The sequence below is a fragment of the Sphingomonas populi genome (assembly GCF_004208535.1).
Lineage (GTDB): Bacteria > Pseudomonadota > Alphaproteobacteria > Sphingomonadales > Sphingomonadaceae > Sphingomonas > Sphingomonas populi.
Window position 1 is genome coordinate 20,311 of the sequence record NZ_SGIS01000017.1, and the last position, 20,006, is coordinate 40,316.

Below are 20,006 nucleotides of genomic sequence, written 5' to 3' on the forward strand. Positions count from 1 at the left end.
GGCGGTATACGCGTGCCATCTGCCCGCACGGGCGCCTCGGAGTTCTCAATGCCCGTAAACGTCCTGATCGTCGATGACAGCAAGCTCGCGCGGATTGTTGCCGGCAAGGCGCTCGCCGCGCTCCAGCCCGAATGGTCGAAGGTCGAGGCGGGTGGTGGCGTGCAGGCGCTGGACCTCATCGACCAGACGCCGGTCGATCTCGCGCTGATCGATTACAATATGACCGAGATGGACGGACTCGAACTCGCCGGCGCTTTGCGCCAGCGTTTCCCGGATATGCCGATCGCAATCATCACCGCCAACATCCAGGACGAGATCGTCGCGCGCGCGCGCGCGGTGGGCGCGGCGTTCGTCGCCAAGCCGGTCACGCCCGAGGGTCTCGAAGGCTTCCTGTCGGGGGCCGCGTTGCGGCTGCGCGCGGCGCGATCATGATGCCCGAGGGGGTGGCGCTCGGCGATCTCGAACGCGACGCGCTGACCGAGATCGTCAACATCGGCGTCAGCCGCGCGGCCTCCAACCTGCGCAAGATGATCGGCGACCATGTCATCCTCTCGGTGCCGTCGATCGACGTGGTCAGCCAGCGGCGTGCCGCGCGCCTCATCACCGAACGCGAAGCGACCGATCTGATCGCGGTACGGCAGGATTTCACCGGGCCTTTCTGCGGGCGCGCGCTGCTGATCTTTCCAGAGGCCAACAGCCTGCAACTGGTTCGCGCGGTGACGCAGGGCGAGCTTTCGCCTGAAGAGGTGATCGAAATCGAGCGCGAGGCGCTGGTCGAGACCGGCAACGTCATCCTCAATTCGTGCCTGGCGACGATGGCAAATCTGCTCAAAAGCTCGCTGTCGATGACGATCCCGGAGCTGCTGCGCGGATCGGGCGCGATGCTGTTCGAGGTCGACGAGACGTCGCCGAGCGACGGGCTGGTCCTGTTCCTCTACATCGATTTCGCGGTGCGCCGCCTCGATATCCGTGGCTATATCGCGATGATCATGGACCTGCCCGCGTTGGAGACGTTGCGCGCGTTGCTCGACGATTTCATCGCGCGCGTGGTCGGCGACGATGCCTGACGCCGCCGCCGAGGCGGAACGGTTGCTCGCGATGCTCGCCGCAGCGGGCGCGAGCGGAACGTGGGATTGGGACATCGTCGCGGATCGGCTGCGTGTCGATCAACGCTTCGCCGAATTATACGGTTTCGATCCGGCTGCCGGATTGGCCGACCTGCCGACCGCGCGCTTCTTCGCCGCGATCCACCCGGATGATCGCCCGCGCATCCGCATCGCGGTGGCGGCGATCCTGGCCGGCGCCGAGCTGTTCTCCAAGGAGTTCCGCATCGTCACGCCCGCCGGCACGACTTTGTGGATGCACGCGCGCGGGCAGAGTCACCTCGACGCGATGGACGAGCCGGTGCGCTTCACTGGCCTGCTCGTCGATGTCACCGAACGCAAGCGCGCCGAGGAACGGCTGCGCATCGCGCAGTCGGCGGGCGGCGTCGGCAGCTTCGAATATAGCGACGGCTTCGCCACCGCGACCGTCTCCGAGGAATTCTGCCGGCTGCTCGGGTTGCATCCGGCGCAGGCGCTGCCGGTGCGGACGATCAACGGCGTGCTCAGCGACAGCGCCGTGCCGCTGATCCCCGAACCCGATCGCGAACCGCCGCCCGAGACGCTCGACCACGTCTTCCGCGTGCGGCGCGCGGACGACGGCGGCGAACGCTGGATCGCGCGGTGTGGCGAGATCCTGCGCGAAGGCTCGGGCTACCGGCTGGTCGGCGTGATCTACGACGTGACGCGCGCCAAGGAGCAGGAAGCCCGGCTGCGCGAGCTCAACGAAACGCTCGAGATGCGCGTCGCCAGCGTGATCGCCGAGCGGCAGGAGGCCGAGGAGGCGCTGCGCCAGGCGCAGAAAATGGAGGCGGTCGGCCAGCTCACCGGCGGCATCGCGCATGATTTCAACAATTTGCTGACGATCATCATCGGCAATATCGATACCGTGTTGCGCCGTTTCGACCCGGCGACCGACCCGCGCGCGCGGCGCGCGCTGGAGAACGCGCTCAAGGGCGCGGACCGCGCCGCCTCGCTCACCCAGCGGCTGCTCGCTTTCTCGCGCCGCCAGCCGCTCGCCCCCAAACGGATCGAGGTCGATCGGCTGTTGTCGGGCATGTCCGACCTGCTGACGCGTTCGATCCCCGAGGCGATCGCGATCCAGATCGCGCCCGCCGCCGATCTGTGGAGCATCGAGGCCGATCCGCATCAGCTCGAAAACGTCATCCTCAACCTCGCGGTCAACGCGCGCGACGCGATGCCCGATGGCGGATCGCTGACGATCGCGGCGCGCAACGTGACCGTCGGTACGGAGGGCGAGCCGATCGCGGGCGTGCCCGGTGGCGCTTATGTGATGATCCAGGTGACGGATAGCGGCATCGGCATGACCGCAGACACGATCGCCAAGGTGTTCGACCCGTTCTTCACCACCAAGGAGGTCGGCAAGGGCACCGGCCTCGGCCTGTCGATGGTCTATGGCTTCGTCAAACAGAGCGGCGGGCATATCGACATCGACTCGACGCCCGGCCAAGGCACCTGCGTATCGATTTTCCTGCAACGCCAGTTCGACAGTGGTGCCGAGCGCCACGAGGATATCGAGGCGCCTGCCGCCCAGCCGGGCAAGTTCTCCGAAACGATCCTCGTCGTCGAGGATGATGACGATGTCCGCGCCTATACGGTCGGCATCCTGCGCGAGCTTGGCTACCGCGTGGTCGAGGCGCATGACGGCGCTGCGGCGCTGCGGCTGCTGGAACGACAAGAGACCTCGATCTCGCTGCTGCTGACCGACGTGGTCATGCCGCAGATGTCCGGTCAGGACCTCGCGGTGCGCGTGGGGGCGATGCAGGGCGATATCAGGGTGCTCTACGCCTCCGGTTATACGCGCGAGGCGATCATGCGCGACGGGCGGCTGGAGCCGGGGGTGGACCTGATCTCCAAGCCGTTCACCTACCACACGCTCGCGGCGAAGGTGCGCGATCTGCTCGACCGGGTGCAATAAGGCGAGGATGCCTCCACCGCCGTTCGTGCCGATCCCTTTCGGCTGGCTGGCAAGCCAGCCGCTGGGCTCGACACGAACGGGTTGGGGAGTGGGTGCGGCTAACTCAGTTCGTCACCGGCACCTTCGGCAGCGATGCCGGGTCGGCCAGGGATTGCGCGGCGCGCAGGACGCGTAGCGCGTTGCCGCCCCAGATTTTGCCGATGTCGGCCGGGCTATAGCCCGCCTTGAGCAACGCCGCCGTCACCTTGGGATAGGCGGTGATGTCCTCCAGACCGTCGAGACCGCCGCCGCCATCGAAATCGCCGCTGATGCCGACATGGTCGATCCCGACGACTTTGATCGCGTGGAGCAAATGCTGCATGAACATGTCGAAGTTGGCGCGCGGTGCCGGAAATTGCGTTTCGATCGCCTTGCGCCGGGCGATCAGCGCGCGGCGTTCGGCGACGCTCATCGTATCGGCTTTCTCATAGCCCGCCATCAGCTCCTTCATAGCCGCGTCGCGCGCGGCGCTGGCGGCGGGGGGATCGACCATATAGCCGCTATAGGCGTTGATCTGGATGACGCCGCCCTTGGCCGCGACCAGCTTCGCATCCTCGTCGGAGACGTTACGCGGATGGTTGTGGATCGCGCGCATACCCGAATGCGACAGGATGATCGGCGCGCTCGACAGCATCACGGTCTGGCGCAGCACGTCGTCCGACGCGTGGCTGACGTCGAGCACCACGCCGAGCTTGTTGGCCTCGGCGACGGCTTCCTTGCCCTTGGGCGACAGGCCGTGCCATTCGGGCGTATCGGTCGCGCTGTCGGCGAGGTCGTTGTTCTTGAAGTGGACCAGCCCCATCATCGTCACGCCGAGACCGCGGAAGGTCCGCATCAGCGTGAGGTCGCCCTCGAACGGATAGCCGTTCTCCATGCTCAGGAACACGAAGCGCTTGTGCGCTGCCACCGCCTTGGCGGCGTCATCGGCGGTGAGCGCGAGTGCGAACACGTCGCTGTGCCGGGCCACCATCTCGCGGATCTGCACCGCGCGCTGGATGCCGAAATCGCGCGCGGCACGATCGCCGACCGGCGTGCGCGGGCCTGACGGCGTGTAGATCGCGAAGAAGCCGCCATCGACGCCGCCTTGCACCATGCGCGGGTAATCGACCTGGTCGCCATCGGTCGCGGTGGCGTGACGGTCCATGATGCTCCAGCCGGGGCGGCCGAGATTGGCGGGGGTGTCGAAATGCGTATCGAGCACGATCAGCGTTTCGTGGATCGCACGGGCCGGATCGGCGGGCGCTTTCCTGCTCGCCGCATATCCCGCGCCGCCAATCAGCAAGGCGCCGCTCGCCAGCAGCGCCGTTACGCGATTTCGTCCGTTGACCACTGCGCCATCCCTTTATGTTTGCACGTGCAGCATGGTCGGGGCGGCGGCGCGGTTCGTCAAGCGGTGGATCGACCTATTCACGCGTCGAGCCACATCAAACCGATGCCGGGATCGGCCTTGCGGCGGACCTGGCATCCTCCGAAAGGCGGCGCTCAGGCCTCGCGCCATTCGCCGGGCGCGAGGCCGGCGGCGGTCCAGTCACCGATGCTCCAGCGGATCAACCGCAATGTCGGGTAGCCGACCGCCGCCGTCATGCGGCGGACCTGCCGGTTGCGGCCCTCGCGGATCGTCAACCGTACCCAGCCATCGGGGATGTTCGCCCGCACGCGGATCGGCGGATCGCGCGGCCACACCGCTGGCGCGTCGATACGGTCGGCTTCGGCGGGCAGCGTCAAGCCATCCTTGAGCGCGACCCCGTGCCTCAACCGATCGAGCGCCTGGTCATCGACCTCCCCTTCGACGTGGACGAGATAGGTCTTGGGCAGCTTGAATTTGGGATCGGCGATCCGGGCCTGGAGGCGGCCATCGTCGGTCAGCACGAGCAGCCCCTCGCTGTCGCGATCCAGCCGCCCGGCGGGGTAGACCCCGGGCAGATCGATGAAGTCCGACAGCGTGGCACGCGCATCCGCCGTGCCGCGATCGGTGAACTGGCTCAGCATGCCATAGGGTTTGTTGAACAGAATCACGCGCGCCATGCCACCGCCTTTGGACGATGGCGACACCACGGTCGAGTGCGCTTCGCCGCCGCGTCTCAGCTATGGACCTCCTGCTCCAACGCTTGGCGGACGCTCGTCCGGGGCTTGGGATCGTCACGCAACCGTCACCACCATAGGGTAGACGGAAGCCCCGATGGCAACGAATCACCAGCATCTGCGCGCGTTCCACGCGATCGCGGTGGAAGGCGGCGTGTCGCGGGCGGCGCGGCGGCTCAACGTGTCGCAGCCGACCTTGTCGCAGCAGCTCAAGGCGCTCGAAAGCCGCTACGGCGTGACGTTGTTCGAAAGCCGAAAGGTGCCGCTGCGGCTCTCCCCCGCCGGGCGCGACCTGCTCGCGCTGACGCGCAAATTGTTCGCGACGGCGGCGGATATCGACGATCTGCTCGGCGACACCGCCGATCCGGCCGGCGGCGCGCTCCGGCTCGGGTCGGATTCGCCGCTCTACGCCGCGCAATTGGTCGAGCAATTCCATCGCCGCCACCCCGATACCGGCATCCAGATCCGCATGGGCAATGCGCGCGAGGTGATGCGCTGGCTCGACGAGGCCGAGATCGACGCTGCCGTCGCCAGCGATCCGCCCGCGCAAAGCGCGTTCAGCTACGATCCTTTGTTCACCGATCGCCTCGCCTGCGCGATGCGCCACGATCATCCGCTCGCGCGCCACGCCAAGGTGCCGATCCGCGCGCTCGCCGACGAGACGCTGATCCTGCGCGAGCCGACCTCAAAGACGCGCGCCTTCACCGAACGCGCGCTCGGTGACGCCGAAGTGCGGCCGCGCGCGACGCTGGAACTGCAAAGTCGCGAGACGATCCGCGAGGGGATCGCGCTCGGACTCGGCATCAGCATCTTCCTCACCTCGGAATGCCCGCCCGACCCGCGCATCACCTACCGCCCGCTTGATACCGGCGCGCGCGATTACCAGCTCCGCAGCTATCTGGTCTGCCAGAGCGACAGGCGGCGCAGCGCGATGATGCGCGCTTTGCGCGAGATCGCGCTGGAGATGCGGGTGGTGGACGAGACCGGGGAGATCAGCCCGGCCGCCGTGCCAGCACCGAGCAACTGATCGACAGTTTGTGCTTTTCCGCGCGCGCGAGCGTGGTGCCCGACATCGGGAAGGCCACCGCGTCGATCACCTCCAGCCCGGCCTCACGCGCGATCGCCTGCGCGTGATCGAGACCTTCGAACAGGAAGATATGGTCGGGCGCGGGGCTGTTGGCGGGGACGTTGATCCACAGCAAGCCGCCGGGGACGAGCCAGCGCGCCGCCGACTGGAGCGCGGCGACGGGCTGTTCGAGATGTTCGAGAATCTCGCTCATGACGATGCCGTCGAACAAGGCGTCCTCGCCCGGCGCCGGCGCCGCGAACAAATCCTGTAGCGTGAGATCGACCGGCGCGGTGACGCCGAGCAGATCGAGCGCGTGGCGGGTCTTGGCGATGCTGGTCGGGCTGACATCCCACGCCGCGATTCTGGACAGATGCCCGGAGGCGGCGGCGAAATAGAGCAACAGGCCGTGGCCGGGGCCGATCTCCAAGTGACGGCCGCCGGCGGGCAGGCGCGGCAGATAGGTATCGACGAAATAGGCGAAGGCGTGCGCGTGGTTCGACCACAGCACGTCGGACAGCAGCAGACCGTTCATATAGCGATTCATGAACGGCGCGTTGGCGTAGCATTCGCGGTTGGCGTCCTCGAAACGGCTCAGCCGGTAGCTGTCGTGTCGGCGGAAATGGATTTCCTCGGGCAACACGATCTCTTCGCACAGGAAACGGTAATCCGCGACCAGCGCGGGCAAACCGCCCTCGATATCGGGCGCGAGCTTAAGGATCGCGTCGCTAAGCCGTTCGGACACGTCGAGCACCGCGTCGGAGCGGCCGGCGAGGCTCTTGGCGATGAAGCCGCCATGCTCGGGCCACGCTGCGGCGACGGTATCCGCGATCGTGCGCAGGGCGATCCGCGAGCCGGTATCGGTCATGTCATCTCCAGTTGCCGGGGACCCGCGCATGGCGTGGCCGCTTGCGTGTTATAACCATGCTGCGTCGCAAGGGGCAACGCCGCCGCGTTGCGGAAATCCGCGACGGGACGGCTGGACAAATCCCGCGCTTGGCCGCACCAGTGCAATCGGGTGCTGCAGGACTGTAAGGTCCATGCGGCGGGGCAATCAACGGCTTGGCGGGCAGCTTAATCGATGTTGTTCAATTCGGCGGGTTTTTTGCTGCTGTTCCTGCCGGTCGCGCTGATCCTGTATCATGTCCTGTTCGCGCGCGCGGAACGCTGGCGCCAGCCGTTCCTGATCGCGCTGACGATTCTGTTCTATGCGATCGGCGGGAAAAAATTCGTTGTCTTGCTGCTGGTGTCGGTGGCGGTGAACTATGCGGTGGCCCGCTGGATCGCGGCGCGGCGGCGCGCCGGCGGATCGGCACGCTGGCCGCTGGTGGTGGGGATTGGCTTCGATCTAGCGTTGCTGTTCTACTTCAAATATTTCGCGGCGGTGATCGTCGGCGCGGGCGGGCTGTTCGGGTTCGATCTGCCACTGCGGCACATCGCGCTGCCGTTAGGCATCTCGTTCTTCACCTTCCAGCAGATCGGCTTCCTGGTCGATCTCGCGCGCGGTCGGTTCGAGATGAAGCGGGCGATCGATTACGCCGGGTTCGTCTTGTTCTTCCCGCAACTGCTCGCCGGGCCGATCGTGCGCTACGAGGAACTGGTGCCGCAGTTGCGTGCCCGGCCGTCCGGCGCGGCCAGCACCAACATTCTGATCGGGCTGACGATCTTCGCGATCGGGCTGTTCAAGAAGGTGGTGATCGCTGACACCGTCGCAACGCTGGCGGCGCCGGTGTTCGACGCCGCCGCAACCGGCGCGACGCCGGGCATGGCGGCGTGCTGGATCGCCGCCTTCGCCTATACCGCGCAAATCTATTTCGATTTCTCGGGCTATTCGGACATGGCGATCGGCACCGCACGGATGTTCGGCGTGGTGCTCCCGCTCAATTTCCATTCGCCATTGCGGGCATCGAGCATCATCGAGCTGTGGCGGCGCTGGCACGTCACGCTCAGCCGCTGGGCGCAAAGCTACATCTTCCAACCGCTGACGATCCCACTCGCGCGGTTTTCGGCGGATCACGCGGCGGGCAAATTCGCCAGCTTCCTGCTGTCGTTCGCGCTGCCGATCCTGCTGTCGATGGTGGTGATCGGGGTATGGCACGGCGCGGGGTGGACGTTCGTGCTGTTCGGGGTGTTGCAGGGCCTCTACATGACCGTGAACGAATATTGGCGGATGACTCGCCGCAAGGCACGCAAGGCGCGTAAAGGACCGCCGCCGTTTTACGTCGAGCCGATGTACCGCGCGCTGACCCTGGTCGCCTTCGTGGTCGCGGTTGTGGCGTTCCGCGCGCCGTCGCTCGCGGTCGTGGGGCGGATGTATGCCGCGATGATCGGCCTGGGCGGCGGGGTTGCGGCGGTGGCGTGGCCAGCCGGGCTGGCCGGCACACTCGCGCTTCTCGCGATCGTCTATGCGATCGTGTATCTGGCGCCCAATACGCAGGAAATCATGACACGGTTCGAGCCGGTGCTGGAGTGGGCGAAGTGGCGCAAGATTGATACGCCGCTTCTGCGGGTCGAGTGGCGGCTCACGCCTGCGGCGACGATCGCTTCGGCCGTGCTCCTGTTTCTCGGTTTCGCGCTGATGATGCGCGGCACCACCAATTTCATCTACTTCAACTTCTGAGCGGGACCGTGGCGCAGCCGAACGATACCTTGAACGTAACGCCGGCGCCCCTTCCTGCGCGACGTGGGCTGCTCGCGCTGTTCGTGGTCGCTTTCCTCGTCTGTTGCGTCGGCGTCACGCTGTTGCCCCATGATCGCTACATCCGCTACCAGCAGTTCGACGGTACGATCATGCGTCCGTTGGGCTGGATCTATGAGCGGCTCCATTATGATCGTACGCCGATCGACATCGCAATCATCGGCGCGTCGCGCACTCAGGCCGGGATCAGTGGGCCGCGAATGCAGGCGATCCTGTCCGAAAAGCTCGGTCGCCCGGTGCATGTTGCCAACCTCTCCATGCCGCAGGACGGCCGCAACCTGCATTATGAGCTGACGAAAGAATTGCTGGCGACTCATCCAGAGGTGAAGCTGATCCTCTATTCGCTGATCGAGCATGCCTCGCGCACGGGGCATCCCGCGTTTCGCAACGTCGCCGACACCCGCGACGTGCTGACCTCGCCAGTGGTGATCAATCCGAAGTATTTCGACAATCTCGCCTTCCAGCCGTATCGCCAGCTTTCGCTATTCCTCCAGACGCAGATGCCCGGACTGTTCGGCGTGCATCTCGCCTTCGATCCAGCGCTATATTTAGGCACCAATCGCGACACGACGCTGAGCGAATGGTCAATCCACGGCAAATGGATCGATCGCGATGCGATCCACACCGATGCCGAGTTGGCGGCGGCGGCGAAGGGCAAGGTAGCGAAGCGTAACCCGATCTTCCTGCCTCCGCGCTTCCGCGATTATGAATATGCGGTCGAGCGCCGCTATACACGCGCGGCGGTGTCGCTAGCGCAGGCCCACCATGTGCAGACCGGCTTCATCTATCTGCCGATCTACAAACATGATCAGCCGATCGCCGACATCGCTTTCTATCGCGCGCGTGGCTTCATCATGAGCGCCGGCGTCCTCGCCAGCGATCCGCGCAACTACACGGACTATGCGCACCTCAATCGCGTCGGATCGACCAAGGTGACACGCTGGCTGGCGGATTGGCTAAGCACGTTGGAAAGACGCCGCCAACTCCATTTCCTATCGAATGACAAGCCGCAGTGATGTTCGAAGCCTATACTTTGCACCATGTCGGCATCATCTGTCCGGATCTTGCCGATGCCGATGACTTCATGGCCAAGATGGGGCTGGTCGAGAGCTATCGCGGCCATGTCGAACGCTGGGGGTGCTGGTGCATCTTCACGGTGGCTGCGGCAGGCGCGGTGATCGAGCTGGTCGTGCCGGATGACGGCAGCGTGCTGGCGAAGTTCAACAAGGGCGCCGGCGGGGTCCACCATTTCGCCTATCAGGTGGAGGATCTGCGCGCGACGATGGACTGGTGCGCGGCGCGCGGCCTGCGCATGCTGGAACCCGCGCCGGTGAAGGGCGCGGGCGATTTCCTGTGCAACTTCATCAACCCGGTCGATACGCGCGGGATTCAGATCGAATTCGTCCAGCCGCTCGCGAGATGACGCGCGCGGGTGGCGCGATCAGAAAACGAAGAAGCTGACGATACCGGCCCAGATGACCAGACTGATCACACCACCGAGCACCACACCACCGAGAACGCCCGCACCAGCCAGCTCATCCGGCGCGAATTCCACAGGCGACTCTTTACCGCGACCCATACCGCTCTCCTAATCGACCCGCCGATAGCGATTCCGCCGATCGACATTGTTTTTTATCACGCTGTTTTTAACACATGTTGCACGTTCTGATGACGTACGCCTTCATGAAGAAACGTGCATATTTGATTACGGTTCCGCGACAAACGCAATGTTTACTGCGGATGAACGGGGCTAGCGCGCCGAGTCCAACCCCTGGCGGCGTTGAGCCGCGCCCAAGCTTCCGGGGACCAGCGGCTCCAGCGACCAGCCATCGCAAGCCGGGTCGCCACAGCGACAGATGCTCGCCGCCCAATGTGTCCGTCCGATGCGGACGGTGTCACCGGAAATCGAGAAATTGTCGATCGACATCGCTCGAAGATAGGCTGCCAGCGAATCGCGAACGGTTTCGACCATCGCGGGATGATCCCTCTTTTGATTGTGCGTTGCAACGTCTTTGTAACGGCGCAGTTCAACTCGCGTTTGTCCGACAAGATGCAATCTATTGGCGGCGAGTATTGTGGGAGCGCTACCTTCATTCTGTTCCCGGCGATGATACCGGCATGGACAGGCGGACAAGCTTCTGTTTGTTGCGGCTCCGTGGCGCGCAGTGCATGGGCTGACCCGACGTTTCGAAGGCTCGCGAATGATTCTTGCCGGTATCAACCCGCTCTACTCAGTGGCCGGTCTCGCCATCGGCACGCTCGTCGGGCTGACCGGCGTGGGTGGCGGATCGCTGATGACCCCCCTGCTCGTGCTGCTGTTCAACTTCCATCCCGTCACTGCGGTCGGCACCGACCTGCTCTATGCCTCCGCGACCAAGAGCGTCGGCACGGGCGTCCACGGCTTCAACCGCACCGTCGACTGGCGTGTGGTGCGGCTGCTCGCCTTCGGCAGCGTGCCCGCCACGGTGCTGACGCTGGTCGTGCTCGGCTATGCCGGCAGACATTATGGCGGGATGGTCGAGGTCGTGACGATCGTGCTCGGCCTGACGCTGATCGCGACGGCGATCGCGATGCTGTTCCGCACGCAGATCGTCGCGCGGATCGCACCGACAATCACCGCGCTCAGTGCGCGGCGCATCGCCACGCTGACGATCGCGCTCGGCGTGTTGCTCGGCGTGCTGGTTTCGCTCACCTCGGTCGGCGCCGGCGCGATCGGCATGACCGCGCTGCTCGCGCTCTACCCGCATCTGCCGACCAACCGGCTGGTCGGATCGGACATCGCCCATGCGGTGCCGCTGACGCTGATCGCCGGGATGGGCCATTGGGCGATGGGCGCGGTCGATCTGGGGCTGCTCGGCAGCCTGCTGATCGGATCGGTGCCCGGAATCGTCATCGGCAGCTTGCTGTCGGCGCGCGTGCCCGACGGCGTGCTGCGCGCGATCCTGGCGGTGACGCTGTTCGTGGTGGGCACCAAGCTGCTGTTCTAAACGCCGCCCAACCGTGGTAGCGCGACGCGCGCGGGCGGATGAGGTTTTCAGAAGAATGCGGTTCGAACATCGCGCGGTGCCAATCGTGCTGGCGGCCGTGCTGATCGATACGATCGGCTTCGGCATCGTCATGCCGGTACTGCCGACGCTGATCGTGCAGTTGAAGGGCGGCACCCTCTCCGACGCGGCGCGCACCGGCGGCGCGTTGCTGATCGCATTCGCCGCCGCGCAATTCTTCGCCGGGCCGATCTTCGGCAGCCTCGGAGACCGCTTCGGGCGGCGGCCGGTGTTGCTCGCCGCAATGATCGCCTTCGCGATCGATTACGGGCTGATGGCGTTCGCACCGACGGTCGGCTGGCTGTTCCTGGGGCGCATCTTCGCCGGGGTGGCGGGCGCGATCTATGGCCCCGCCAACGCCGTACTCGCCGATGTGACGCCGGCGGAAAAGCGGGGCGAGGTGTTCGGGCTGATGGGTGCGGCGTTCGGCGCGGGGTTCATCATCGGGCCGGCGATCGGCGGGCTGCTCGCCGGGTTCGGGCCGCGCGCGCCGTTCGTGGTGGCGGCTGCGCTCGCGGTGCTGAACGCGGTGTGGATGGCGGTGGCGATGCCCGAGACGCTCGCGCCCGCCGACCGCCGCGCGTTCGACTGGCGCCGCGCCAATGCGTTCGGCGCGTTCAAGCCGGTGTTCCACGCCGGCGGCGCGACGCCGCTGCTGATCGTCGCGTTCCTCTGGCAATTCGCCCAGATGGTCTATCCCGCCACCTGGGCGTTCTGGTCCGAGATCCGCTTCGGCTGGAGTCCGCATATGGTCGGCCTGTCGCTCGCGGCGTCGGGGGTGACGATGGCGCTGACCCAGGTGTTCCTCACCGGCCGCGTGATCCGTCGCTTCGGCGAGGCGCGCACGGTGATGATCGGCATGGTGGTGGCGCTCGTCACCTTCGTCGCGATCACTTTCGCGACGGCGGGCTGGATGGTGTTCGCGCTGATCGCGCTCGGATCGCTGACGGGGCTGGTGTTCCCCGGCATCAACGCGTTGCTGTCGCGCAGCGTCGATTCCTCCAATCAGGGCGCGTTGCAGGGCGGGATGGCAAGTCTCGGCAGCGTCGCCGAAGTGATCGGGCCGCTCGCAATGACGCAGACGCTGGCGTTCGGGACGGAACATGGCACGCCGGGCGCGGCGTTCCTGCTGGCGGCGGCGCTGGCTGGGGCGGCGGCGGTGATCGTCGCGGCGCGGCTGGTACGGTGGGAGCGGGTCGCGCCGGCGTGAGGCCATGCGCGACCGGGTGTTGCCTCGACGACACGCTCCGCCCTACAAGCGTGCCGGGCGGGGGCCATCCTATCGAGGTATGCTCATGACATTTGCGAAGGCGAAAATCCTGCTGATCGGCGTTGCCCTGCTGGGTCTCGGCGCTTGCAACAAGCCCGGTTCGACCGCAGGAAACACGAGCGGCGATGCCGAGACCGCCGGCACGGCCGCCGCGTCAGACGCGAGCGCGGGCAAGAAGCTCGACACCTATGTCGAGGCGCACAACAGCTTCGTGGATACGTTCGGCTTCGAGGAAAAGGCGGCGGCGTATCGCAAGTCCGACATCGCCCATGCTTCGATCGAGGGTCCGTTCAACGTCGATGCCGGCTGGATCGACCAGGGCCTGACCAAGCTGAAGGCGGCGCGCGCGATGCCGGGCAGCTCAAGCGATCTCGATACCGCTGCCGATGCGCTGATCGCCTCGATGGGCAAGGTGCAGACCCATCTCGCCGATCTCGAAAACTATTACAGCAGCAAGAAATATCTCGACGACAAGCTCGCGCGCGGCAAGGCGGAAGACGCGCGGATGCTGGCCGAGCTCGACGCCGCCGAGAAGGACTTCGCACGGTATAGCGCGGTGCTCGACGTCGCGCTCGCCAAGCGCGATCAGGCGATGCTGGAAACGCTGAAGGGCAGCAGCCCGATCAAATACAATACCAAGCTCGCCCTGCTCCACGCCAAGGCGCTGATCGGGCTGTTCAACGCGCCGGAAGACGTCAACAAGCCCGAACTGTTCGCCAAGGGCGACGCCGAAGTCGCGATCATCGAGAAAGCGATCGCCGACGCGCATCAGGAAGCGACCAAAGCCAGCAAGAGCGACCCGTCCGGGCTAAGTTCGCTGACGTCGATGATCGGCGATTACCGCACGCTCAAGCAGGGGCATGAAGTGCGCAATCTCAAGTCGATGGTCGAGAACTACAATCGCGCGGTCGATTCCTCGAACACGTTCGGCAATACCGAGTGACGCGGCGCGCCGGCGCGCGGTAACGATGAACACATCCATCGGGATTATCCGATACCTCGTTGACGCCGGGGAAAACATCGGATATTCCCGATGGGTGATTGATACCGACGCTCTTGCCGCGCTGGCCGCGCTCGCCCATCCGACGCGGCTCGCGACGTTCCGGCTGCTCGTCCGGCACGAACCGGATGGCCTTTCCACTGGACACCTCGCCACCGCCGCCGGGCTGACGCAAAGCACGTTTTCCACGCACCTCGCGGTGCTGGTGAAGGCGGGGCTGGTCACGCCTGAGAAACGCGGCCGTCAGATCATCCAGCGCGCCAATCTCGATACGCTGCGCGCGCTGATGATCTTCCTCGCCAAAGACTGCTGCCAGGGCCGCGCCGAAGTGTGCGCGCCGCTGCTTGCAGACCTCGCCTGCTGCTGATGGAGCCTGCCATGCCTGTCGATATCGTCGTCTATCACAATCCCGCGTGCGGCACGTCGCGCAACGTGCTCGGGCTGATCCGCAATGCCGGCATCGAGCCGCATGTCGTGGAATATCTCAAGACGCCACCGTCGCGCGCGTTGCTGGTCGAGTTGATCGACCGCGCCGGCATCGCGCCGCGCGATCTGTTGCGCGAAAAGGGCACGCCGTTCGCCGAACTGGGTCTTGGCGATACCACGCTGTCCGACGACGCGCTGGTGGACGCGATGATGGCGCACCCGATCCTCATCAATCGCCCGCTGGTGGTCTCGCCGCTCGGCGTGAAACTGTGCCGTCCGTCCGAAGCCGTGCTTGATCTGTTGCCGGTGCAACAGCGCGGCGCATTCGCCAAGGAAGACGGCGAAAAGGTGGTGGATGCCGCAGGCCAGCGGATCGCATGATGCTGCTGGCGGTCGCGATCTTCGTCGCGACGATCGCGCTCGTCATCTGGCAGCCCCGGGGGCTCGGCATCGGCTGGAGCGCGATGGGCGGTGCCGTGGTGGCGCTACTCGCCGGCGTGGTCTCGCTGTCCGACGTGCCGGTGGTGTGGGGCATCGTCTGGAACGCGACCGCCGCGTTCGTCGCGATCATCGTCATCAGCCTGCTGCTCGATGAAGCCGGGTTGTTCGAATGGGCGGCGCTGCATGTCGCGCGCTGGGGCAAGGGCAATGGTCGCGGGTTGTTCGCGCTGGTGGTGCTGCTCGGCGCGGCGGTGTCGGCGCTGTTCGCCAATGACGGCGCGGCGCTGATCCTGACGCCGATCGTCATCGCGATGCTGCGGGCGCTGGGATATGGTGACAAGGCGACTTTGGCGTTCGTCATGGCGGCGGGCTTCATCGCCGATACCGCGAGCCTGCCGCTGGTCGTGTCGAACCTCGTCAACATCGTGTCGGCCGATTTCTTCCACCTCGGCTTCGGCGATTATGCCAGCGTGATGGTGCCGGTCGATCTGGTGTCGATCGTCGCGACGCTGGCGGCGCTGTTGCTGTTCTTCGGGCGCGACATACCGGCGACCTATGACGTCGCGCAGCTTCGCGCGCCGCGCGCGGCGATCCGCGACGTGGCCACCTTCCGCGCCGGGTGGATCGTCCTGGCGCTGCTGCTGGCGGGCTTCTTCCTGCTCGAACCGCTCGGCGTGCCGGTCAGCGCAGTGGCGGCGGCCGGCGCGATCCTGCTGCTGGCGGTCGCGGCGCGGGGCCATGTGATTTCCACCGGCAAGGTGCTGCGCGGCGCGCCGTGGCAGGTGGTGGTGTTCTCGCTCGGCATGTATCTGGTCGTCTACGGCGTGCGCAACGCTGGCCTGACCGACCATCTCGCCGCGCTGCTGGATCGCACCGCGCAGGGTGGCGTGTGGGGCGCGGCGATCGGCACCGGCGTGATCGCGGCGCTGCTCTCGTCGGTGATGAACAACATGCCGACCGTGCTGGTCGGCGCGCTGTCGATCGATGCGACTCATGCCACGGGTGCGATCAAGCAGGCGATGATCTACGCCAATGTGATCGGCTGCGACCTCGGCCCCAAGATCACCCCGATCGGCTCGCTGGCGACGTTGCTGTGGCTGCACGTGCTCGGGCAGAAGGGCATCCGCATCGGCTGGGGGTATTACTTCCGGGTCGGGGCCACGCTGACCCTACCCGTCCTGCTCATCACCCTCGCGGCCCTGGCGTTGCGGATCGGAAGTGCCTGATGCCCCTGCGCGAACTTCCTGATCCCGACCATTTGCCGGCGCTCGACCGCCGCTATGCGATCGCACGGCCCGCCCTCGGGCTTGGCGCCGGCGAACCTGCCCCGCGCATCCTGCTGCTCTACGGCAGTTTGCGGGAGCGGTCGTTCTCCCGGCTCTGCGTCGAGGAAGCCGCGCGGCTGCTGCGTTTCTTCGGGTGCGAAACGCGCATCTTCGACCCCGCAACGCTGCCGCTGCCCGATCAGGTGACGGGCGACGACCACCCCGCCGTCCACGAACTGCGCGCGCTGTCGATGTGGTCGGAAGGGCATGTGTGGTGCAGCCCCGAGCGGCACGGTCAGATCACCGGCATCATGAAGCTGCAGATCGATCATCTGCCGCTCGCGATGGGCGGGATGCGCCCGACGCAGGGGCGCACGCTTGCCGTGATGCAGGTGTCGGCCGGATCGCAGTCGTTCAACAGCGTCAACACGCTGCGCGTGCTCGGTCGCTGGATGCGGATGGTGACGATCCCCAACCAGTCGAGCGTCGCCAAGGCGTTCGCCGAGTTCGATGACGCCGGCCGGATGAAGCCGTCGAGCTATTACGACCGGATCGTCGACGTGATGGAGGAGCTGGTGCGCTTCACCGTGCTGCTACGCCCGCATACCGCCCAGCTTGTCGATCGCTATTCGGAGCGCAAGGACGCCGGCGTCCCGATCGATGCGGAGACCGATCTGTCGAGCATCGCCACGGCGCCCTGACAACCGCTTCCGTTCGGCGAACGCCGCGCGACAAATTGCGACACATTCGCGGCTGGCTGACATAGCCCCGGTACAGACGGCGCGTAGACCGGCATGGACGATCCGGGGATGGCCGGGTCCACCATGAGGACGATCACGATGAAGATGCTCTTTCTCGCCGCGGCGCTCTCCGGCACGCTTCTGGCCGGCACGGCGGTGGTGGCGCAGGGTCCGGGTGGCGGTGGCGGCATGATGATGCGCGCCGACACCAATGGCGATGGCGTCATCACCCGCGAGGAGTTTCTGGCGCAGTCCGCCGAGCGCTTCCAGCGGATGGACGCCAACCACGACGGCAAGCTCTCGGGCGACGAGGTGCGCGGGCGGATGGCGGAGCGGGCGCAGGGCGGCGCGATCACCAAGGAGGCGTTCATGGCCGAGGCCGAAGCGCGCTTCCAACGGCTCGACACCAATCACGACGGCAAGATCACCAAGGACGAGATGGCGGCGTTGCAGGCGCGCTTCCGCGAGCGCAGCGGCGACGCCGGCAAGGGAGCGCCCCCGCCACCGGGCGATGAGGCGCGCGGGCCGCATCGTCACGGCGACCGGTTCGAGAAACTGGACACCAATCACGACGGCCGCGTCAGCCGCGAGGAAATGCGGGCCGAAGCCGATAAACGTTTCGACATGCTCGACACCAACCACGACGGCTTCCTCGACAAGGCCGAGCTGGCCGCCGGACACAAACACCACGGCCACGGCGACATGCCCCCGCCGCCGCCGGGTGCCGCCGCCGGCCAATAAGGTCCGGCTGCCGGGCGGGCGGGTTCCTCCCCCCTCGCCCGCCCGGCGAATTTGGCAGGATGACGCTTTATGCTAAGCCCCGAGCCTATGGGTGATACGCCGCATCTGCTCCTCGTTGACGACGAGCGCTCGATCCGCGAACCGCTGGCGCAGTTTTTGACGCGGCAGGGCTTCCGCGTCACGCAGGCGGGCGACGCCGAGGGCGCGCGGATGCGGATGGCGGCCTATGCGATCGATCTCGTCATCCTCGACATCATGATGCCGGGCGAGGACGGCCTCAGCCTGTGTCGCCACATCCGCGCCACCGGCGACACGCCGGTCATCCTGCTCACCGCCAGGACCGAGGAGACCGACCGGATCGTCGGGCTGGAGATCGGCGCCGACGATTATGTCGTGAAGCCGTTCTCCCCACGCGAGCTGACCGCGCGGATCAAGGTGATCCTGCGCCGCGCCGCCGCCGGCGGGGTACGCCAGCACGCGCCCGCCGCCGGATCGTTCGCGTTCGCGGGCTGGGTGCTCAAGTCGGGCGAGCGCGCTCTGGTCGATCACGACGGCGTCTCGGTGCCGCTGTCGACCGGCGAGTATAATCTGCTCCACGCGCTGGTGACGCGGCCCCGGCAGGTGCTCACGCGCGACCAGTTGCTCGATCTGACGCAGGGGCGCGAAGCGGCAGCGTTCGATCGCGCGATCGACAATCAGGTCAGCCGCCTGCGCCGCAAGATCGAGGCCGATCCCAAGAACCCCGAACTCATCAAGACCGTCTGGGGCGGCGGCTATACGCTCGCCGCCGAAGTCACGCGGCTTTGAAATTCCGCCTGCGCATTTGGCCACGGAGTCTGTCCGGGCAGATGGCGCTGGTGATTGCGGTCGCCCTGTTCGTCGCGCAGGCGATCAACTTCACCTTGTTGTTGCAGGAACGCCAGCGCGCGCGGATCGAGGGCGCGACCGGGCCGGTGGTCGGGCGCATCGCCGACGCGATCGAGCGCAATGCGTTCGGCGATCCGTCACGGTTCGATCGCGGGCGCGTGCGCAGCGTCGCCGCCTCGCCGGTCGCGCCCCAGGGCGAGCATCGCAACGATATCGAACACAGCCTGCGCACCGCGCTCGCCGAGGCGGGGATCAAGGTCGGCCGGGTCGAGACCGAAGTGCGCGCGCTTGCGCCCGATGACCGGCGCTTGCGTTTCACCGGCAAGGAACGTCGCGAACGCTTCCGCCGCGCCGGCGGTGAACTGATGATCGCGGTCGAACGCCCCGGCCGCGACTGGCTGGTATTGTCGGTGCCGTGGTTCCGTGGTGACGACATGATCTTCTGGCGGCTGATCTGGCAGACGATCATCCTCTACGTCGTCGTGTTGGTGCCGGTGCTGGTCGCGGCGCGGCAGATTTCCAAGCCGCTGCGCACGCTGGCGGGCGCGGCGCGCGGTTTCCGCCCCGGTGAGCCGGCCGAGCCGATCGAAGGGCGCGGGCCGCAGGACGTTCGCGACGTGATCGCCGCGTTCAACGCGCTGCGGCTGCGTGTGACCGCGATGCTCGACGAGAAGGACCGGATGCTCGGCGCGATCGGCCACGATCTGCGCACACCGCTGGCGGCTTTGCGCGTGCGGATCGAATCGGTCGAGGACGATACCGACCGCGCGCGCATGGCCGATACGATCGCCGAGATGAACCGCACGCTCGACGACATCCTGTCGCTCGCGCGGCTGGGCCGCCCGAGCGAGCCGCCGACCGAAGTCGATCTGGCGGCGCTGGTCGAGGCGGTGGTCGACGATTTCCTCGATCTCGGCGAGGAGGTCGCGTTGGAGGAGCGCGCGCGTTTGCGGATGCGGTTGCGGCCGTCGTTGATGCGGCGCGCGTTGCGCAACCTGATCGAGAATGCGCTCAAATATGCGCGCGAGGTGGAGGTGCAGCTCGCCGAAACACCGCATCAGGTGACGATCGCGGTGTGCGACCGTGGTCCCGGCATCCCCGAGGAGCGGCTCAACGACGTGTTCGAGGCGTTCACCCGGCTCGAACATTCGCGCAACAAGGATACCGGCGGGATCGGTCTAGGCCTCGCGCTTGCGCGTGCGATCGTGCGCGAGGCGGGCGGCGATATCATGCTCGCCAATCGCGCGGGCGGCGGGTTGACCGCGACGATCACCTTGCCGCGTTAAGG

21 protein-coding genes are annotated in these 20,006 nt (G+C 66.4%); 17 read left to right on the forward strand and 4 right to left on the reverse strand.

Annotated elements, in window-relative coordinates; all coding sequences use genetic code 11:
• Positions 1–48 precede the first annotated feature (48 nt).
• The 3 genes from EWE75_RS12285 to EWE75_RS12295 are packed head-to-tail and all read left to right on the forward strand — an operon-like array spanning position 49 to position 3,039.
• On the forward strand, positions 49–432 hold the full coding sequence (locus tag EWE75_RS12285) for a response regulator (protein ID WP_130157857.1): 384 nt from the start codon (positions 49–51) through the stop codon (positions 430–432).
• On the forward strand, positions 429–1,067 hold the full coding sequence (locus EWE75_RS12290; protein WP_130157859.1) for a chemotaxis protein CheC: 639 nt from the start codon (positions 429–431) through the stop codon (positions 1,065–1,067). Before EWE75_RS12285 ends, EWE75_RS12290 begins: the two co-directional genes overlap by 4 nt.
• Positions 1,060–3,039, forward strand: a complete 1,980-nt coding sequence (locus EWE75_RS12295) for a hybrid sensor histidine kinase/response regulator (protein ID WP_130157861.1) — start codon at positions 1,060–1,062, stop codon at positions 3,037–3,039. The genes EWE75_RS12290 and EWE75_RS12295 overlap by 8 nt, the downstream gene beginning before the upstream one ends.
• Positions 3,040–3,142: 103 nt before the next feature.
• Here EWE75_RS12295 and EWE75_RS12300 read toward each other — a convergent pair whose 3' ends face one another.
• The gene (locus EWE75_RS12300; protein ID WP_231708332.1) at positions 3,143–4,408 is read right to left on the reverse strand and encodes a dipeptidase; all 1,266 of its coding nucleotides are present in this window, start codon (positions 4,406–4,408) and stop codon (positions 3,143–3,145) included.
• A gap of 152 nt (positions 4,409–4,560) precedes the next feature.
• Entirely contained in the window at positions 4,561–5,103 is a 543-nt protein-coding gene (locus EWE75_RS12305) for a pseudouridine synthase (protein ID WP_130157863.1), read from the reverse strand.
• Between the two features lie 154 nt (positions 5,104–5,257).
• On the opposite strand from EWE75_RS12305, the gene EWE75_RS12310 reads away from it, so the two are divergent.
• Positions 5,258–6,187, forward strand: a complete 930-nt coding sequence (locus EWE75_RS12310) for a LysR substrate-binding domain-containing protein (protein ID WP_130157865.1) — start codon at positions 5,258–5,260, stop codon at positions 6,185–6,187.
• Here the strand turns inward: EWE75_RS12310 and EWE75_RS12315 are convergent.
• Positions 6,153–7,094, reverse strand: a complete 942-nt coding sequence (locus tag EWE75_RS12315) for a class I SAM-dependent methyltransferase (RefSeq protein WP_165388364.1) — start codon at positions 7,092–7,094, stop codon at positions 6,153–6,155. The genes EWE75_RS12310 and EWE75_RS12315 overlap by 35 nt on opposite strands.
• A gap of 213 nt (positions 7,095–7,307) precedes the next feature.
• On the opposite strand from EWE75_RS12315, the gene EWE75_RS12320 reads away from it, so the two are divergent.
• From EWE75_RS12320 to EWE75_RS12330, 3 genes are read left to right on the forward strand one after another with little or no spacing between them, the layout of a single operon-like run.
• Positions 7,308–8,846: an MBOAT family O-acyltransferase gene (locus tag EWE75_RS12320; RefSeq protein ID WP_130157869.1), complete on the forward strand. Its 1,539-nt coding sequence runs from the start codon at positions 7,308–7,310 to the stop codon at positions 8,844–8,846.
• Positions 8,847–8,854: 8 nt separating this feature from the next.
• Positions 8,855–9,940, forward strand: coding sequence for a hypothetical protein (locus EWE75_RS12325; protein WP_130157871.1), 1,086 nt, complete (start codon positions 8,855–8,857; stop codon positions 9,938–9,940).
• Positions 9,940–10,347, forward strand: a complete 408-nt coding sequence (locus tag EWE75_RS12330; protein WP_130157873.1) for a VOC family protein — start codon at positions 9,940–9,942, stop codon at positions 10,345–10,347. Before EWE75_RS12325 ends, EWE75_RS12330 begins: the two co-directional genes overlap by 1 nt.
• Before the next feature lie 18 nt (positions 10,348–10,365).
• On the opposite strand, the gene EWE75_RS25060 is transcribed toward EWE75_RS12330, so the two are convergent.
• On the reverse strand, positions 10,366–10,503 hold the full coding sequence (locus tag EWE75_RS25060) for a hypothetical protein (protein WP_165388365.1): 138 nt from the start codon (positions 10,501–10,503) through the stop codon (positions 10,366–10,368).
• A gap of 622 nt (positions 10,504–11,125) precedes the next feature.
• Here EWE75_RS25060 and EWE75_RS12335 point away from each other — a divergent pair.
• The 10 genes from EWE75_RS12335 to EWE75_RS12380 all read left to right on the forward strand — a co-directional run bounded on the left by EWE75_RS12335 (position 11,126) and on the right by EWE75_RS12380 (position 20,004).
• Entirely contained in the window at positions 11,126–11,911 is a 786-nt protein-coding gene (locus EWE75_RS12335) for a sulfite exporter TauE/SafE family protein (protein WP_130157875.1), read from the forward strand.
• 55 nt (positions 11,912–11,966) lie between these two features.
• Positions 11,967–13,178, forward strand: coding sequence for an MFS transporter (locus EWE75_RS12340; RefSeq protein ID WP_206364752.1), 1,212 nt, complete (start codon positions 11,967–11,969; stop codon positions 13,176–13,178).
• An 85-nt stretch (positions 13,179–13,263) separates the two neighbouring features.
• A complete protein-coding gene (locus tag EWE75_RS12345; protein ID WP_165388366.1) occupies positions 13,264–14,181 on the forward strand; it encodes a DUF3829 domain-containing protein in 918 nt (305 codons plus the stop codon).
• A gap of 97 nt (positions 14,182–14,278) precedes the next feature.
• Entirely contained in the window at positions 14,279–14,605 is a 327-nt protein-coding gene (locus EWE75_RS12350; protein WP_206364754.1) for an ArsR/SmtB family transcription factor, read from the forward strand.
• 11 nt (positions 14,606–14,616) lie between these two features.
• Positions 14,617–15,045, forward strand: a complete 429-nt coding sequence (gene arsC / locus EWE75_RS12355) for an arsenate reductase (glutaredoxin) (protein WP_130157882.1) — start codon at positions 14,617–14,619, stop codon at positions 15,043–15,045.
• On the forward strand, positions 15,045–16,331 hold the full coding sequence (locus EWE75_RS12360; protein ID WP_130157992.1) for an arsenic transporter: 1,287 nt from the start codon (positions 15,045–15,047) through the stop codon (positions 16,329–16,331). The genes arsC and EWE75_RS12360 overlap by 1 nt, the downstream gene beginning before the upstream one ends.
• Positions 16,331–17,071: an arsenical resistance protein ArsH gene (arsH, locus tag EWE75_RS12365; protein ID WP_130157884.1), complete on the forward strand. Its 741-nt coding sequence runs from the start codon at positions 16,331–16,333 to the stop codon at positions 17,069–17,071. Before EWE75_RS12360 ends, arsH begins: the two co-directional genes overlap by 1 nt.
• Positions 17,072–17,209: 138 nt before the next feature.
• Positions 17,210–17,851 (forward strand): EF-hand domain-containing protein, encoded by a 642-nt coding sequence (locus EWE75_RS12370; protein ID WP_165388367.1) that lies wholly within the window; start codon positions 17,210–17,212, stop codon positions 17,849–17,851.
• Positions 17,852–17,938: 87 nt separating this feature from the next.
• Positions 17,939–18,658 carry a response regulator gene (locus EWE75_RS12375; RefSeq protein ID WP_130157888.1) on the forward strand — a complete coding sequence of 240 codons (720 nt, stop codon included), beginning with the start codon at positions 17,939–17,941 and terminating at the stop codon, positions 18,656–18,658.
• A 41-nt stretch (positions 18,659–18,699) separates the two neighbouring features.
• Complete coding sequence (locus EWE75_RS12380) at positions 18,700–20,004, forward strand: sensor histidine kinase (RefSeq protein WP_130157890.1); 1,305 nt, start codon at positions 18,700–18,702, stop codon at positions 20,002–20,004.
• The last annotated feature ends 2 nt before the right edge of the window (positions 20,005–20,006 follow it).